Here is a 17,656-nt window from a genome sequence, read left to right on the forward strand (position 1 = left end):
CAAGGGTACCGACCAGTCGGTACGAAAGGGTGGATCGTGACTCAGCTGAGCATCTCCACGCATGCGGGCGTGTTCGACGCGATCGCGGCCGGTCCCGCCGGGGGCCGCCCGGTGCTGTTGCTGCACGGGTTCCCGCAGACGGGGGTGGTGTGGCGGCGGCAGATCGAGGCGTTGGCCGCGCACGGCTACCGGGTGGTGGCACCCGACCAGCGTGGGTACTCCCCCGGAGCCCGCCCCCAGCGGCCCGAGGACTATCGGATCAGCCATCTCGTCGACGACGTCGTCGCGATCACGGAGGAACTGGGCTGGGCGACGTTCGACCTGGTCGGCCACGACTGGGGCGGTGCGGTGGCCTGGTGGACGGCTGACGCCCACCCCGGCCGCGTGCGCACCCTCACGGTCGTCTCGACCCCGCACCCCGGCGCCCTGGCCACCACCCTGCGCACGGATGAGGACCAGCGCAGTCGCTCGCACTACATGATCGACTGGCGCGAAACGCCCACGACCGAAGAGCGCATGGTGGCCCACGACGCCCAAGAGCTTCGCGATTTCTACGCCGGAAAGGTCCCGCAAGACAGTGCGGACACCTATGTGCGTCACCTGTCCCAGCCTGGCGCTCTCACCGCTGCGCTGAACTGGTACCGCGCCGGCCGCCCCGACGGCGCGATCGGTGTCATCGACGTTCCCACGCTGTACGTCTGGAGCACGGACGACGGCGCGTTCGGCCCGGCAGCCGCGCAGGAGACCGAGCGATGGGTCAACGGGCCGTACCGATTCGAGACCCTCCAAGGTGTCAGCCACTGGATCCCCGAGGAAGCGCCCGAGCCGCTGAGCCACCTGCTGCTCGACCATCTCCGAGCGCACGGCGAGTACTCGACCCGCAGCGAAAACGCTGTCGTCGACCCTCAGAAAAGGTGACCCCCATGGAGACTGCGCGTGCGGCCTGGCGCCGCCTCGAGCCCGTACACGCCATGATCTACTTCGCCCCCGAGGCAAGGCGACGGTACACGGAGCTCGGCCTGAGAGGACGCGCCGGCTACTTCGCCTTCCGCAGCGCCGCCTTCGGCCGAGCCTCCGCCGAGCTGGTCATCTCCACCTTCTACAACTTCAACCCCGATGTCGTACGGCAGGCGGTCGACGGGGTCTGGGAGACGGCGACGCCGCAGCAGGTGCTGGACGCGCGGTACGCCGCGGCGGGCGAGGCTCTGCGGCGGGCGCAAGTCCACGAACTGCCCTACCTGAGCGAGGTCCTGGCGCTGACCCGCCGGGCGGCCGAGGCGGCCGGCGAACACGCGCAGGGCCGCCCGCTGTTCGCCGCGCATGCCGCACTGCCTTGGCCGCTGGAGCCGGTGCTGCAGCTGTGGCACGCCCAGACACTGCTCCGGGAGTTCCGCGGAGACGGCCACGTGGCCTGTCTGCTGAGCGAGGGCGTCGGCGGCTTGGAAGCCCTGATCCTGCACGCCGCCACCGGTGACGTACCCGTCGACTTCCTCAAAGCCAGCCGAGCATGGCCCGAGGAGGAGTGGACCGCCGCCGAGGAGCACCTGCGCGAGCGAGGTCTCCTGGACGGCGACTCCCTCAGCCCGGAAGGCGCGACCCTGCGCCGACACATCGAGGACCGCACCGACCACCTGGCCCTTCCCGCCTACGCCGCACTGGGTGAAGCCGACTGTGAGCGGCTCGCCGATCTCGCGAGCCCCTTCGGCCGCGCCGTCGTCGAAGCCGGCCTTCTCAAGGTCGGCTGACCGCCGCCTCTCCCCTCCACCTCGTGCTTCATCGGCTGGAACTGCCGGCCATGCCCCGAGGCTGCGTGCCACGGCCGCGGAGGGGGCATGTTGTGTGCTCAGTGCCGCCGGCGGACGACGGCACCGCCGAACAGTTCCTCAGCCTGCGGGCTGTCCATGTCGCTCCGGGCGCGGTGCTTCGCTCGGCTCATCGCACTCGCTCCTTCCACCTTTCGGTCCACCTGTCGACCGCACCGGCGCACCTGCGAGGCAGTCGAGGCGTAGCACACCCGCCGGGCCTCAGATGGCGGAGTTGGCGAACCAGTGGCCCAGCAGGTGCTCGTCCCCCTCGTGCGCGAGGGCCTCTGCTTCGTAGGACAGGCGGCCGTTGACGAGCAGGGGCAGGTCGGCCGCGGTTCCCCGGACCGCAGTTGCCGGACGGCGTCGAGCACGGTCACCACCCGCCAGCCAACGGCCTCGGTCTCGCCTGGACGCAGATGCATCGAAAACCTGCCTCCGGAGCTGAGGAGATGGGTCCGTCCTGCCCGGACGGTCCGCCGGTCGCCCAACCCCAGCTCCGCCGCTACGCACCTGCGGCCAAGCGATGTCGGGTGCGAATCGGGGGAGGGTTCAGGCAGGCCTGCGTGGGAGGCGGGTGGCGAGAGCAGTGGCGGTGCGTGCGAACGGTGTGGTCATGATTCCTGCGACGCTGGTGCGGCCGGCGATGTAGGCGTCGAGACGGCGCCACGCCGGCGGCAGGCGGGTCAGGGCTGTGTGGACGAGGCCGGGGTTGCGGGTGAAGAGGTCCATCAGCGTGCCACTGGCGCGCATTTCGACGCCGAGGACGTCGTCGACCTGCTGTCCGTAGCGGACGGCGGTGGTGTGCGCCTCCGCCTCGTCGGCGGCGGTGACGAGGCGGGCAGCGGCGTGGCCCGCGAGATCTCCTGAGCGCAGCGCGTAGGAGATGCCTTCGCGGGACCAGTGGTCGACGAGAGCCGCGGCGTCGCCGGCGACGAGCACGCGCCCGCGGGCCAGTGGGGAGCCGGGGTGGCGGCACCGCGTCAGGTGGCCGGTGTCGTGGAGGGGACGGGGGCCGCGAAGTCCGTGGCGTTCGAGGAAGTCGTCCTTGTAGGCGCGCAGTGCGGCGGGCTCGCCGCGGGCGGCCACCACTCCGGCGGTGCAGACGTCCCCTTTGGGGAAGACCCAGCCGAAGGAGCCCGGCAGCGGCCCCCATTCCATCAGGAGACGGCCTCGCCAGCGGTCGGCCGTCCGCGTGTCGACCGGTACTTCGGCCTCCAGGGCGAGGTCGACCTGTGCGCACCGCACTCCTACGTACCGGGCGACTCTGCTGGCGCTGCCGTCGGCGCCGACGACGGCTCGGGCGCGGAGCGTGTCGCCGCGGTTGGTCTTCACGGTGACGGTGTCGCCCTGTTGCTGCAGGGTGGCCAGCGCGGTGCTGTCCCGGACCTCCGCGCCTGCCGCGGCGGCGGCCTCGGTCAGCGCGGCGTCGAGTTCGCTGCGGTAGACCATGGCGATGGTCGGGGAACCGGAGACCAGGGTGCGTTCTCTGCGGCCGTTGAGGCTGAAGGTGAACTGCCGGGCCGTGTCGTAGATGTTCAGGGGCAGATCGGGGGGCAGGGCGGCGAGGGATGCTCCGATGAGGCCGCCGCCGCAGGTCTTGTAGCGGGGGATGGCGGCGCGCTCCAGCAGCAGCGTCCGACAACCGTTCTCGGCGGCGACTCGGGCGGCGGTGGCGCCGGCCGGGCCGGCGCCGACGACGATCACGTCCCACGTGCCGGGGGTGCGAGTGGGGGCGGAAGGAGGGTGCATGCGGTGGCCACCTAGCGATCGGGCGGGCGGGTAGGGACCGTCAGCCGGGGACGGCTGACGAGGTGACGGCCGGGTCCGTCGCGCAGGAGGCGTCGTCCGGTTCCTGCTCGGGGTGGAGGCGGGCCAGGAGGTAGCGGGTGAGCGCGGAGGCCGTCGGGTGGGTCCACATCACCGTGGTGGGGATGTCCAGGGCCAGTTCGCGTTGCAGGCGGTTGCGCAGGGCGATGGCCATGAGCGAGTCCAGGCCGAGGGTGACCAGGGACGTGTTGGCGTCGAACCGGTCGGTTCCCAGCCGCAGCACCGCGGCAATGTGTTCGACGACCCGGGACTGCAGCAGCTGCTGACGCTGCTGGGGGCTGTCCGTTTCCCGCAGGGATTGCAGCAGGGCGTTGCGGGCGTCAGAGGAATCCGCACCCGCTGCTGGAGCGGCCAGTTCGGCGAAGAAGGCGGTGCGGGCGGTGGCGGGATAGGACTCCAGCCACCGCGACAGGTCCACGGGAGTGTAGGCGGTGCGGTCGCGGTCGTGGGCGAGGATGCGCTCCAGGGCGGCGATGCCCTCCACGGGCGCGATCATGGCGTAGCCGCGTTCCGCCATTCCGGCGCCGCGGCCGACCTCCGCCCACGGCCCCCAGTTGACGCAGGTGGCCGGCAGCCCCTGGGCCCGGCGCCAGGAGGTGAACTCGTCCAGCCAGGCGTTGGCGGCCGCGTAGGCGCCCTGGCCGGGGTTGCCCAGCAGGGAGGCGGCGGAGGAGAAGGTGACCCACCAGTCCAGCTCCTGGCCGGCCGTGGCGTGGTGGAGCAGCCAGGCTCCGGTCGCCTTGGGACGCCAGACCTTCTCCAGGAGGGTGTGGGAGAGATTGGCGACGGTGGCGTCCTCGACGACGGCTGCGGCGTGGACGACCCCGCGCAGCGGGTTGCCCGTGTCCAGGGAGGCCCGGACGAGGGTGTCGGCGACGCCCGGCTCGGCGAGGTCCCCGCACACGACCTCGATGCGGGTGCCGAAGTCGGCGGTGACGGCGTCGAGGGCGGAACGGGTGGCCGCGGTGGGGGCGCTGCGGGAGGTGAGTACGACGGCCGCGGCACCTCGTTCGGCCAGCCACCGGGCGACCAGGAGCCCCAGGCCGCCGAGCCCGCCCGTGACCAGATAGCTCGCGTCGGGCCGTACGACGGGGACGTCCTCGGGCCGCATGGGCAGGGTGTCCGTGCCCTCGGCGGGCCAGGTGAGGACGAGTTTGCCGGTGTGCCGGGCGGAAGCCATGGTGTGGAAGGCCGACGGCGCCTCGGTGACGGGGTGTTCTGTGACGGGCAGCAGCGGCAGGGTGCCGCCCACGAGCATGCCGGCCAGTTCGCGGTAGCCCTCGGCGAGCAGGTCCGGGTCTTGCTGCATCATCATCAGCACGTCGACACCGGCGAAGGTGACGTTGCGGCGGAAGGGCAGCAGCCCGAGACGGGTGTTGGCGTAGATGTCCCGCTTGCCGAGTTCGATGAACCGGCCCCGATGCGCCAGTAGCTCCAGGCCGGCGGACTGCGCTGGGCCGGTCAGGGAGTTGAGTACGACGTCGACGCCGCCGCCCTTGGTGAGGTCGCGCACCTGGTCGGCGAAGTCCAGGGTCCGGGAGTCCATGACGTGCGGGACGCCCAGGCCACGCAGGTAGGCCCGCTTGGCCTCGCTGCCCGCGGTGGCCAGTACTTCGGCGCCACAGGCTCGCGCGAGGTTCAGCGCGGCGAGACCAGTGCCGCCGCTCGCCGAGTGGATGAGCACCTTCTCGCCGGGCCGGAGCCGGGCCAGGTGCCGCAGGGCGTACCAGGCGGTCAGATAGGCGCACGGCAGGCCGGCGGCGTCCTGCGCGCTCATCCCGTCCGGCACCGGCAGGAGGCAGTCGGCGCGGACGGTCGTGAAGGAGGACATGACGGCGGTCTGCTCCGCGTCCACGAACATCGCGGCCACGCGGTCCCCCACCCGTACGTCCCGGACGCCGTCGCCGACGGCGGTGACGACGCCCGCGCCGTCGAACGCGCAGACGTCCGGGCGCTCCTCGCCCGCGCTGAAGCGCTGGTACACGCCCATGGCCTGGAGCACGTTGATGAAGTTGACGCTGGTGGCGTCGAGGCGGACCTCGACCTCGCCCGGTCCGGGGCGGGAGCGGGATTGTGCGACGAACTCGAAGGAGTCCAGGTCACCGGAGCGTGCCAGGTACAGGGCCACCCGGTCGTGCGCTCTGTCGACGGTGGCCCGGCGGCGTTCGTGCTCGTCCAGCGGGGCGTTGCGCAGCCGGGCCACGTGCCGCGTCCCGCACCGGTAGGCGATCTCGTCCTGCTCGTCGGGGCAGGACAGCAGTTCGGCGGCCACTTCCTCGACCGGTGTCTGCGGGTCGATGTCCAGGATGCCGGGGCGCAGTTCGGGGTGCTCGTAGCTCAGGACCCGGACCAGCCCGCGCAGACCTGCCTGCCCCAGGTCCGGCAGGTCGCCGGACGCGACCTGCTGCGCTGTGCCGGTGACGGTCCACAGCCGCGGCGCCGCTCCGTCCCTCGCGGTGCCCGCCAGCGCACGGGCGGTTCCCACGAGGCGGGCGACCTGCTCCCGTGCCAGGCGGTCGGGGGGCAGAGACGCGGTGCCGGGTGCCGGCAGGTACACCACCGCCTGCGGCGCCTGTCCGCCGGGCTCTGACGACAACAGTGGTGCGGGGTTGTCCCCTGAGATGTCTTCCGGAGTGAGCGTCCGGATGTCCACCGCGGCGCCCCGCTCCTGCAAGGCAGCGCCCAGCGCGGTCGTGAACGATTCGCGCCCGGGTTCCCCCAACAGGGTCCACGTTCCGGTCGCCCGTTGCGGCGCGGCGCGCTCGCAGGGCTCCCAGGACGCCCGGAGCAGACGGCCGGCGAAGCGCTCTTCCGCGCTCTCGGCGGGTACGTGACGGAACTCCACTCCGGTGGCGTCCGCCGCCACGGCCCCGTCGTCGGCCCACAGCCGGAAGTTTGCCGTGTACCGGTCGCCGTCCATCCGCCCGAGCGTGACCAGACAGTACCCACTCAGCGGGACCCGTCCGTACAGCCGTAGCGCCTCGATGCGCCGTGGCAGGATGCCGCCGGCGGGCACCGTGCCGGTGCGCAGGACGGCGCCCGCGACGGCCTGAAGGCACGTGTCCAGGACGACGGGGTGGCAGTGGAGCGCTTGCGCGCCGGCCCGGCCCTCATCGGGAACGTGGACGCGGGCCAGGAGGCGGGTGCTTTCGAAGCACGCCGAGGACCGCTCAGGTGCCTCGTCCGTGTACAGGGCCTGAAGACCGAGGAACGGCGAGCCGTGGTGCACGCCGCGCTCCTCGCGCATCTGCCGGTAGACGTCCGACGCGTCCACGGCGTGCGGGAACTGCGCCAGCAGATGCTGTGGATCGCAGCCTTCCGGAACGGGTTCTTCTCGGGGCGCCGCCTGCAGACCCGCCTGCGCGTGCTGGACGCACGTTCCGTCGGCAGCCGTGCTGATCACACGCCAGCGGGCGGTGTCCGGTCCGGTTGCCTCGGCGGTGGCGGTGACGGACGTGCCGTCGGAGGCCGGCAGCAGCAGTCGTTCCAGGTCGACGTCGGTGATGCGCAGGCGCTCCGGCCCCGTGCTGTAGAGGTCGGCGGCGGCGGCGACGGCCATCTCGCACAGAGCGGCACCGGGCACCACGACGACATCGTTGACGCGGTGCGCGTCCAGCCAGGCCAGCGTCGCGGGGCTGATGCGGGTCTGCCACAGATGCCGTCCCTCGCCGTCGGGGTCCGTGGTGTGCGGTCCGGTGAGCGGATGTGCGGAATGCAGGGAGCGAACCCCGGCCGACTGACTCAGGGGGGAGGGGGCGACGACGTACCGCGTGCGCTCCCAGGTGGTCGGCGGTACGTCGGCCAGGGCGCCGTCGCCGTACCGGTCGGCCCAGTCCAGCGGGTGGCCGGCGCAGTGCAGCGCCGCCACGTGGGTGTGGAACGCCAGCGCGTCGTCGGTGTCGCGCAGCAGGGAGGGCACCACCGCGGTGTCGCTGTGGCCGTGCGCGGCGAGCGTGGCCTGTACCGGTTGGGCCAGCACCGGGTGGGGGCCGATCTCCAGGAACAACCGGTGCCCGTCCTCGGCCGCGGCCTGTACCGCGTCCGCGAAGCGCACCACGCGGCGCAGGTTGTCCGACCAGTAGGCGGCGTCGAATGCGGGGTGTTCGCGCGGGTCGTCGGCGACGGTGCTGTAGAAAGCGGTCACCGACGATCCGCCGGTGATGTCGGCGAGCGCGTCGGCGAGGTCGGGCAGGACAGGGTCCATGTGGGCGGTGTGCGAGGCGACGTCCACCTCGATCACGCGGATGCCCACGCCGCGCGCGTCCCACTCCTCGGCGAGTTGGCGGATGTGGTCGGCGTCCCCACCGATCACGGTGTTCTCCGGCGATGCGACGACCGCGACACCGACCCCTCGCACGTCCTGTTCCGCCAGCAGCCGTTCGACCTCGGCACGACTGAGCGCGACCGAGGCCATCAGGCCCTGCCCGGCGGTCCGCAGGATCAGGCGCGACCGCCGGCAGATGACCCGCACTCCGTCCCGGACGCTCAACGCTCCGGCGGCCACCGCGGCGGCCACCTCACCCATGGAGTGGCCGATCACGGCCGCCGGCTCGACGCCGTGGGACCGCCACATCGCCGCCAGACCCAACTGGATGGCGAAAATCACCGGCTGCACCCGATCGAACCCGGTCACCACCTCGGGGCGGCACAGGGTCTGACGCAGGGAGAAGCCGGACTCCTCGGCCACGAGCGGTTCGAGTTCGTCGATGACCCGGGTGAACTCCGGGTCGTGATCCAGCAGTTGCCGACACATTCCCGCCCACTGCGAGCCGTGTCCCGAGAAGACCCACACCACCCGCTGCCCGGCATCCGGCACCGCACTGCCGGTCGCCACCCCGGCGGTGGGCGGGGTCCCGGCTGCCAGTTCCTCCAGCCGTGCCACCAGCTCCGACCGGTCGGCGGCGACGACGGCGGCTCGTTCCCGGGCGGGCGAACGGCGCACGGCCAGCGTGTGCGCCACGTCTCCCAGGGGGACCCGCGCCCCTTCTCCCCGCAGCCACTGCGCCAGTCGTCCGGCCGCGGACCGCAGGGCCACGGGAGTGCCGGCGGACAGCGGGAACACGCGCAGCGCCTCGTCGGCCCGGGGCGGGCCGGATTCGCCGGACGGAAGGGGACGGACGTCGCGCCGTACGGGGCTGGAAGCGGGAGGCTGCTCCAGCACGACGTGCACATTGGTGCCGCTGATACCGAAGGAGGACACCGCGGCCAGCCGGGTGCCGTTCCGCACCGGCCACTCCACCGTGTCGGTGGGCACGAACAGCCGGGTGCCGCTGGGGTCGATCTGCGGGTTCCAGTCCCGGAAGTGCAGGCTGGCCGGCACCATGCCGTGGCGCAGGGACGCGATGGCCTTCAGCAGGCCCGCCACGCCCGACACCGGTTCCGTGTGGCCGATGTTCGTCTTCACCGAACCCAGCGCACACCGGTCCCGTCCCTTGCCGTACACGGTGGCCACTGCGGCGAACTCGATGGGGTCGCCCACCGCCGTGCCAGGGCCGTGCGCCTCCACCATGCCGACGTCCCCGGCGTCGACGCCCGCGCGCTCCAGCGCCAGACGGTAGAGATCGATCTGCGCGGGCTCCGAGGGCGCGCTCAGCCGCGTGCCCCGGCCGTTCTGATTGACCGCCGTGCCGCGCAGCACCGCCAGTACCCGGTCCCCCGCCCGTACCGCATCCTCCAGCCGCTTGAGCACGACCACACCACAGCCCTCGCCCCGTACGTAGCCGTCGGCGGCGGCGTCGAAGGCGTGGCAGCGGCCCGTAGGGGAGAAAACGCCCCACAACGCCGGGGCGATGACCCCCTGCGACCCCAGAGCCAGCATGGCGGCACCGGCCAGCGCCACATCCGACTCACCGGTCCGCAGGCTCTGGCAGGCGGAGTGCACGGCGACCAGTCCGGACGCGCAGGCGCTCTCCACGACGACCTGCGGCCCCCTGAGGTTCAGCATGAACCCCACGCGGCCGGGACCGATGCTGTCGAAGCCGGTGTACATCGCGTAGGCGTTGACCTCTTCCAGAGGCCGTTGCACACGCAGCATGTAGTCCTTCTGGTAGATACCGAAGAACATGCCCGTCGGCGTGCCCGACAGCCGTTGGGCCGGGATTCCGGCGTGCTCGATGGCCTCCCAGACCACTTCGGCGAGCAGCCGGTGCTCCGGATCCACCCAGGGTGCTTCCTGTGCGTTGATTCCGAAGAACTCCGGCTCATAGGCGTAGACATCGTCGTCCAGGAAGCAGCCGTAGCGCAGCCGGGCCGCCACCTGGGCGGGAAGACCGGTCAGCTCCGCCTGCTCCCACCGTTCAGGGGGCACCTCCCGCACGGTCTCCCGACGTGCCATCAGCAACCGCCACAGTGAGGTGAGGGAACGGACCTCACCAGGGAATCGGCAGGCGGCTCCGACGACCGCGATGGGTTCGTCCTGACTCGCTGCGGGCTCCTCGACGCCAGGTCGCGCATGCATGGGCTCTCCGTCCTTCACCACGAAGATGTCGGGGACGCGGCCGAACTCCGGAACGTGCTCGGCCGCGCCTCGCATCGAACTTGAGACATTGGTTTGCTTCGGCACCCGACGGGGCGTATCCCAAGGGCGCTCGGTCTGCGGGCAGGAACACGCCGACGCGGCCGGCCGCGTCACCGTCCGGGCGATTCCTCAAAAGGCGAGGTCGTTCCACCACCAGGCGATGGACGGCAGTCGCCGCGGGTCCTGCCGGCTGGTGCGGGGAGTGTCGGTCCAGTGGCTGGTGGCCGTTTGGGCGGGAATGCGGGCCCGCTGGGCGGGGGCGACGCCGTCCGGGCTGAGGTAGCGGGGGACGCGCAGTCCCCATTCGATGTTGCCGCGGATGCCGTGCCCGAGGTCGGTGAGGTAGTGGCGCAGAGGGCTGCTGGCGCGGGGATTGACCCGGTCGCGCAGGCTGAGAAATCGCTCCAGCACGGCGTCACGCACAGCGACGGCCTCGTCGACGGCTTGGCGGGGGGAGTAGCCGTGGCGGGTCATGAGGACGTTGAAGATGCTCTGTTCGGTCTGCCGGCGGCTGGTCTCGCGGAGCCGTGAGTGGTGGTCGTTGTCGAGTGACGCGACCATCATGGCCATCTCGGTCAGGGCGCGGACCGCGGGTGAGTCCATCTCCCGGTCCGGCACGTCGAAGCCGTTGGCGATTTCGAGCATGGCGTAGGTGGGCCCTCCGCCGGCTGAGTGCAGCCGCATACTGAGATAGTCGTCGAGGTCGGGCATGCGGCCGGTGGCCCGGTTGCCGATCTGCCACTGGACGCCGGTGAGCCAGGCACGGTGGGCCTGCTGGAAGCGGCGGTTCTGTACGGGGCCGGCTGCCGCGCGGAAGAGTTCCCCGATCTCGTGCACGGCGGCCGCGTACGGGTCGGCGCAGTGCAGGTGGCCCGGTACCTCCAGGGCGCGCTGCACCGAGAAGGCCGTAGTGGCGAAGGCGGCGGGGTCGGCAGCGAGCGGCCCCTCGTCGCAGCGGGCGTCGTCGAAGGCGAAACCCCAGTAGACCCAGCAGGCCGCGATCCACAGCCGGTCGGGATCGGCGTGCGGGGCGAAGCGTGCATAGAAGTCGGCGCTGCGGGTGGCGGCGTACAGGGCGCGATCGGTCTCGGTGCGGCACAGACCGCTGCGGTCGATCCACGCCAGAGCCCGTCGCTCGGTCTCCTCGGCCTCGGGATGGATGGCGGATTCGATGGGGCAGTAGAAAGGCGGGGCGTCGAGGGCAATACCGGCCACGGGGGCTCCTCTCACGCGGCACAGGGAGTTCAGCGGCGTGCAGCGGACGTGGTCAGGCGGTCCGGATGACGGCGCGGGCCGCGATCTGCCGGAGCGCGGCGGCGATCGGCGGCGCGAGCAGGTCGGTGTCGAGGGCGGCCAGCGCCCTCTCGTACCGCTCGATGATCATGGACTCGACGGTGTCGCGGGCGCCGGTGTGCTGGAGGATGCGCCGGATGCGCACGGCGTCCTCTTCGCCGAGGTCCGCCCGGCCGACCAGCGCGTCGAGTGTTCTGCGCTGTTCGGGCGTGACCCGCCGGATGGCAAGAGCCATGAGGACGGTGGCCTTGCCCGAGCGGAGGTCCTCGAGGACCGGCTTGCCGGTCAGGGCCGGGTCGCCGAAGACACCGAGGAGGTCGTCTCGCAGCTGGAAGGCCTCTCCCAGGGGAAGCGCGTAGGCGGAACACAAGGCGAGCAGGTCTCGGTCGGCGCCGGCGAGGGCGGCCCCCAGGTGCAGGGGCCGTTCAACGGTGTACTTGGCAGTCTTCAAGCGGGTGATGGCCATCGCCTCGTCGACGTCGCCGGTGGGTCGTCCGGTGGCCAGCAGGTCCAGGTGCTGGCCCAGCAATACCTCGCCGCGCATGGCGTCGACCAGCGGCAGCACCGTCCGCCGCTGGCGCTTGCTCAGTCCGGCCGAGTTCATGAGGGCGTCGGAGCAGACGAGGGCGAGGTCACCGAGGAGGATCGCGGCGTGGACGCCGAAGGCGTCGGCGTCCGGCCTGGCCCGGTGCCGGGCCGCGAAGGCCCGGTGCGTGCTGGGGCGGCCGCGGCGGGTGGGACTGTTGTCGATGATGTCGTCGTGGATCAGAGCGAAGGCGTGGAAGACCTCCAGGCTCGCTGCCATCCGCCACAGGCTTTCCTCCCCGTCGCCGCCGCCCGCCGCGTGCCAGCCCAGGACGCACAGCAGGGGCCGGATGCGCTTGCCGGGCGCGAGGACGAAATCGGCCAGGGCATGGGTCAGTTCGCCGCCTCCGCCCTTCTGGGAGGGAATGCCGGCTGGTGAGCGGCGCAGGAAATCGGCCAGGACGGTCTCGATGCGGTCCTGGACGGCGTCGAGGTCGAGCGTGGCAGCGAGGTCGGTGCTCATGGGATTTCTCCCTGCGGGCAGGCCGGCGGACGGGAGCGGGCGTGGGGGTGAGGTCGGGTGTGGGGGTGGGGTCGGGGCGGATGACGCACCGGTCACCGGTCCTTGGTGTAGTGGTTCCAGAGCATCGCGGTGGCGAGCGCGAACGACACGTCCGCCGCTCCTCTGCGCAGGCCGGTGGAACGTCGGGCCGAGCGGGAGCCGTTGAGGTTCATGCGCATGGTCAGGTCCCGGTTGGACAGGTCCTTGGTGATTCCGCGCAGCTGCTGTGGCGCCGCGGCTCCGGCCGTGATCACCTCCAGGGCTGTCCTGACGGCCTGCTGCGGAGAGAGCGACTCCTTGACCAGGTCGGTGACGATGCCGACCAGTTCCTCGGAGAAGACGTCGATGAGCGAGAGCTCCGGGCACAGGTGCCGGATGGACCCCTCGATGTTGGCGAAGGACTTGCCCAGGATGGAGACCATGGGGCTGGTGCGGATGCCACGACGGGTGGAGTGCTGCAGCACGGCGGTGAGGGTCACTCCGAAGTTGAGCTCCTCCAGGGAGGCCGTGGCGATCTGCGGCACCAGCGAAGCCATGTCCCCGGCGAACGCGGGGGTGTTCGCCCACGAGGTGGCGCTGCCCATGTCGATCCAGGCCCGGGCGGTACCGGCTCCGTCGTTCATCGCCAGGTTGAGCAGCAGCAGCAGGATGCTGGTGCTCATGGGCCGGTCGATGCGTCCGACCATGCCCCAGTCGATCAGGGTGGCCGGGTGGCCGGGGGCGACGAAGATGTTGCCCGGGTGCGGGTCCGCGTGGAAGATGCGGTCCACGAAGTAGCCCCGGTACATGAAGGCCAGCAGGTCCTGCCCGATGGCCTTGCGTTCCTCGGCGTCGAACCGGTCCTTGTCCGCCTCCCGGATCGGCGTCCCCGGAGCGAGTCCCTGCACCAGGACCCGCCCGGTGGCTTCGACCACCTCGGGGACCTGGACGTAGTCGAAGTCCTCCGCGGCTTTGGCCGCCTCGGTCATGTTCCGGGCTTCCATCACGAAGTCGAGTTCGGGCCGCATCGCGTCGAAGACCACATTGAGCATGGCCTCGACGTCGATGACCTCGTTGAAACGCCATGCCCGCCGGGAGACAAAGCGGGACAGGGAGCCCATGAGCTGCATGTCCGCCTCGACCGTCTCGCGCACACCGGGACGCTGGACTTTCACCGCAACCGGCCGGCCGTCCGGCAGTTCCGCCCGGTACACCTGGGACAGCGAGGCCGTGCCCAGGGGGTGCTGGGTGTCGATGTCACGGAACCGCGCGGCCCAGCCGGCTCCGAGCTCTTGCCGGAGGACTGGCTCGAAGTCACCGAAGGGAGCGGGCGATACCTCGTCCTGCAGCTTTTCGAACTCGCCGATCATCTCGGGGGTCACGATGTCGGGCCGGGTGGCCAGCATCTGGCCGACCTTCACATAGAAGGGCCCGAGACTCTCCAGCGCACGGCGGACGTTGCGGGCCCGGCGTACGGCCCGGGCGTCCCCTCCCTCGGCCGCTCCGGGCACGGGCGTGGCCGCGAGCGCCGCCTCCTGGCGGACCAGGTGAGTGAGCACCCGCATCAGCACACGCCCCCGGCCCGCGCTCATCGCTCGTGCTCCCGGACCGGGCCGCCCCGTCCGTCCCCGGCCCGCTCGTGCTCCCGGACCGGGCCGCCCCGTCCGTCCCCGGCCCGCCCGGGGGACGGACGGGCCTGGGACGGCACACAGCAGCCCGGCACAGGGTCAGCGCGCATCGCGGAAACGGTCGATGCGATCGGCCAATCGCGCCAGCTCGTCTTTCAGGGCTTCCGCGTCCTCCGCCCCCCGGGCCCGCGGCACCCTCCCCCGGCCCCCCGGGTGGTCCCCCTCGCCCAACCGCCTCCCCATCCGCCCCCGCAGCAGCTCCAGCTGATCCTTGAGCGCCGTGAGCTCGTCCGGGTCCCCGTCGGGGTGGTCGTCGTCCGAGCGGAGACGCGAACCCGGCGGGGGAACGGACGCGTAGGGCTCACCCTCGTCCGGTCCGAGCCGACGGCGGGGCCCGTCCCCTGGGCGGCGACCGCGGCGGTGCTGACGGTCGCGGGGTCCGCCCCAGTCATCATCGTCGTAGTCGCAGTCGTAGTAGTCGTGGCCGCGGCGATCGCGATGGTCGTCGTAGTCGTCGTCATCCAGGGCCCGGCTGACCGATCTCCGCAGACCGCATTCAAAATCACCCGCCCTGTCCAGGGCGTCGTCCACCAGATCCTCCGTGGCACGCACGATATTGCGCAGCGCATGACTGAACGACGTACGGGAACGGCGACGGGACATGCTATGCACCCTTTCCGGAAAAGAGAGACGAGGAATTACCCTCGCAGGCCCAGTGAATGCGCTGAATCGGGCCCGCACTCGCCTGCATGAAAGCGCAGGTTGTTTCCTGCCGACTTTCTTCATTCTGACCTGTGGCACCACATGGAAACACGCCCCCGCAACGGTTCATTCAATTGAGCGAAGCGCTCTCCCCGCAGGCTCCGTGCGCCGTCGCGCGCCGGGATACCGGTGGGGGCGCAAACGACCGCCGGGCGGGGAGAGCCGCGCCGATACGCCTGTGTCCGCTACCTGGAGACCCGGCATCCTGGTTCTGTAATTGCTATCTACATACCGCCGGAAGGGCTTAGCGGACGCAGCCCCGCCCTCACTCTCGACTCAAACACGATCAAAAAGTCATTGCAGCGCAAGCGGATTCAGCGGCCCACCCCGGGGGGATTAATGCAGAAAGACTCAGAGAGCCGCCGGGGAAATTCGGCGGGAGAAAGGAGGGCACTTCCAATGGCAAGGATCACGAGGATCGAGGCGCATGTCCGCACCGCCGACGTACCGCACGGGGGAACCCAGGGGTGGGTCTACCTGGGCATCGCCGGCCGCGAGTTCGTGCTCAACGCCTCCGGAACCGCCAGCGGCACCCGGACCGGTGACAACTGGACCTTCGTGCTCGGTGAGGACGCCAACGTCGAGAACCCCGCCTACAACGATCCGAGAAGGCCGCAGCTGGACACCGACGACCTCGACCGCTACCCCGTCTACGTGAGGTTCGAGCCCGTGGGCCCCGACCCCGCGTGGTGCCTCGAACGCATCGTCGTCAACGTCAACGCCGACACCGACCATCCACACAGCTTCGACAATCCGAACCTCGCCGACTTCGGGGAAGACCGGCGCCTGTGGCTGGGCCAGGAATACGGCAAGCAGCTCTACCTCAAGCGGTACGACGACTGACCACCAGGACGCCTGCCGCTCGCCTTCAGGCGAACCGTGTCCTGCTGCCCCGCTCTCTCCCGGGGCCAGTCAGCTGCCCGCGCTCTTCCTGTGCACGGGAGTGCACGACCCGGAATCAGGGTTGCGCGCACCAGCTCTGCCATGTCCCCACGACACGTCGGGAAGAGCAGCGTGCGCGGTGGAGCGGCCCGCGTGGACACGTTCGCGGTGATCCATGACTTGGCCGGTGCTCTGCCGGCGCGGTGCCTTCACAACTTGTGCGTGGGCCATGTCTCGTGGTTCAGGAGCTGGCTTTGCTCATCTGGGTCTCAGCGATCCGGAGGGTGCTTGCCGTGACCCACACCCGGACGGGGGCCGGTCGGGTGTGGGTCTCGCTCCGAGCCGTGATCTGTGAGCCCTGGTTGACGTGATGCCGCCGGACGGCGGCGATCTTCTCCTTCATCACCAGCTTCGACGAGTTCTACATCCCCCAGTTCCTGTCCTCGGTCGTGCGCCGGCTCGGCGGCGGACGGCAGAACTCCGTGCGCTCCGTCGAGACGCGACAGGCATCGCCACCCCCTCGGGGGAGGCGTATGACCACCAGCGCTCATGCACCCGTGGACACATCAACCTGCGATCACCGAAAGAGCCCTGTGCCGACCGACACGCTTGCCGCTCCCTCATGACTGGCTCGCCGAGAACGGATCTCCGGCCGTTCACACGCTGCCGGCCGAGCAGCCGGTGGAGGCCGCGGGCCGCCCAGTGACTGCTGGATCTGCGAGCCGTCCATGCCGCGGTGGGATGTGGAGGTCGAGCCACCCCGGCCGGGCCTCATCGGATGTGCTTCGCCGGCTTGGTGGCGGCGTTGAGCAGGTACTCCAGGGGTCCGCAGCGGAAGAAGCGGGGCCATATCGCGGCGAACAGGATCGCCCCGAGGACGAACTCTCCACAAGGCGGCAATGTGAGTGACGCTGCCCTTCCGCAACGCCTGACTCGACCGCCAGCCAGGTCAGCATCGGTCCGGACACCACCGAACCTGCAAACGCCTGCGCAAGCGCCGAAGCTGGGAGAAGAACCTCACACCCCAACCTGACGAAACGTCAGCAAAGTCATCATCAGGTCAGCAAGAGTCCTGCCACAGCTGCCCACAGACAGCCACACCATGGAACCGCCAAACGCACCGGCTGGGCCAGCCGGGCTGTTCGGACGTCTTCCGGCAGGCAGCTGGGAGGCGGCAGGAATCACCCAACCGCCGTCCGTCCGGCGCGGCCACCAACGCAGAAGCGTTCCCGAGGTCAGTTCCAGAACATAGCGAATCCTGCGCACATCAGTGCAGGTCAGCGGTGTTCCGAACCGGTGAGGGTCAGCAAGCTGTCAGCATCGGTCGTGGAGGAGTCAGCAACCATGGGTTCCGCTGCCCTGGTTCGTGGGATGGGGTCGTTTTTCAAGGAGTGTGAGCATCCGCGGTCGCGGTGGTCCCCACTCGTACAGGATCCGGTATCGGTCGGCGGCGGGGCGGAAGTTGGAGGAGTCCGGGTTCGCGACCCAGGATGCCGCCGCCGAGCGTTGGACGGAAATCTACAAGGCGAAGAAGGCGGCGCCGCGGGGTCGGGCGAAGGCGGAGCGGATCGCCCGGTACGGCGCGATGCGGTTCGAGGAGTACGCCGGCGAGTGGAGGCCGGCCAGCGGGATCTGGGTTCGGCCTCGGTGGTGCACTTGGAGTCGCTGCTGAACATCCATCTGCTGCCGCTGCTGGGCAGTCGGCGGATGAACACCTTCGACCACAAGGTGGTCGAGGGCTTTCTTCAGACCATGGAGCGTAACGGGGTTGGCCTGGCGGCTCAGGCGAACGCGTTCGACAAGCTGAAGGCGATCTTGCTGGATACGAACCGGCTGGGACTGTTCGCCTGAGACTCTGCGGCAGATACGCACTGCC

At 70.7% G+C, this 17,656-nt stretch carries 10 protein-coding genes; 4 read left to right on the forward strand and 6 right to left on the reverse strand.

What is annotated here, in order from left to right; translation table 11 throughout:
- Positions 1 to 36 precede the first annotated feature (36 nt).
- Positions 37 to 918 carry an alpha/beta fold hydrolase gene (locus CP976_RS03045; RefSeq protein WP_308430107.1) on the forward strand — a complete coding sequence of 294 codons (882 nt, stop codon included), beginning with the start codon at positions 37 to 39 and terminating at the stop codon, positions 916 to 918.
- A 5-nt stretch (positions 919 to 923) separates the two neighbouring features.
- Complete coding sequence (locus tag CP976_RS03050; protein ID WP_150478887.1) at positions 924 to 1,745, forward strand: SCO6745 family protein; 822 nt, start codon at positions 924 to 926, stop codon at positions 1,743 to 1,745.
- A 609-nt stretch (positions 1,746 to 2,354) separates the two neighbouring features.
- Here the strand turns inward: CP976_RS03050 and CP976_RS03060 are convergent.
- The 6 genes from CP976_RS03060 to CP976_RS03085 form a co-directional block, all read right to left on the reverse strand.
- Positions 2,355 to 3,554 (reverse strand): geranylgeranyl reductase family protein, encoded by a 1,200-nt coding sequence (locus tag CP976_RS03060; RefSeq protein ID WP_150478888.1) that lies wholly within the window; start codon positions 3,552 to 3,554, stop codon positions 2,355 to 2,357.
- Positions 3,555 to 3,594: 40 nt separating this feature from the next.
- Positions 3,595 to 10,089: a type I polyketide synthase gene (locus CP976_RS03065; protein WP_167537260.1), complete on the reverse strand. Its 6,495-nt coding sequence runs from the start codon at positions 10,087 to 10,089 to the stop codon at positions 3,595 to 3,597.
- 189 nt (positions 10,090 to 10,278) lie between these two features.
- Positions 10,279 to 11,364: a terpene synthase family protein gene (locus tag CP976_RS03070; protein WP_208838925.1), complete on the reverse strand. Its 1,086-nt coding sequence runs from the start codon at positions 11,362 to 11,364 to the stop codon at positions 10,279 to 10,281.
- Positions 11,365 to 11,416: 52 nt separating this feature from the next.
- The gene (locus CP976_RS03075; RefSeq protein ID WP_150478890.1) at positions 11,417 to 12,490 is read right to left on the reverse strand and encodes a polyprenyl synthetase family protein; all 1,074 of its coding nucleotides are present in this window, start codon (positions 12,488 to 12,490) and stop codon (positions 11,417 to 11,419) included.
- 92 nt (positions 12,491 to 12,582) lie between these two features.
- A complete protein-coding gene (locus CP976_RS03080; protein ID WP_229876616.1) occupies positions 12,583 to 14,100 on the reverse strand; it encodes an ABC1 kinase family protein in 1,518 nt (505 codons plus the stop codon).
- A gap of 135 nt (positions 14,101 to 14,235) precedes the next feature.
- Positions 14,236 to 14,799, reverse strand: coding sequence for a hypothetical protein (locus tag CP976_RS03085; protein WP_150478891.1), 564 nt, complete (start codon positions 14,797 to 14,799; stop codon positions 14,236 to 14,238).
- 498 nt (positions 14,800 to 15,297) lie between these two features.
- Here CP976_RS03085 and CP976_RS03090 point away from each other — a divergent pair, with 498 nt between their 5' ends.
- A complete protein-coding gene (locus CP976_RS03090) occupies positions 15,298 to 15,741 on the forward strand; it encodes a hypothetical protein (RefSeq protein ID WP_229876615.1) in 444 nt (147 codons plus the stop codon).
- 1,650 nt (positions 15,742 to 17,391) lie between these two features.
- On the forward strand, positions 17,392 to 17,631 hold the full coding sequence (locus tag CP976_RS43545; RefSeq protein WP_229876614.1) for a hypothetical protein: 240 nt from the start codon (positions 17,392 to 17,394) through the stop codon (positions 17,629 to 17,631).
- The last annotated feature ends 25 nt before the right edge of the window (positions 17,632 to 17,656 follow it).

This window comes from Streptomyces coeruleorubidus, from assembly GCF_008705135.1.
Lineage (GTDB): Bacteria > Actinomycetota > Actinomycetes > Streptomycetales > Streptomycetaceae > Streptomyces > Streptomyces coeruleofuscus.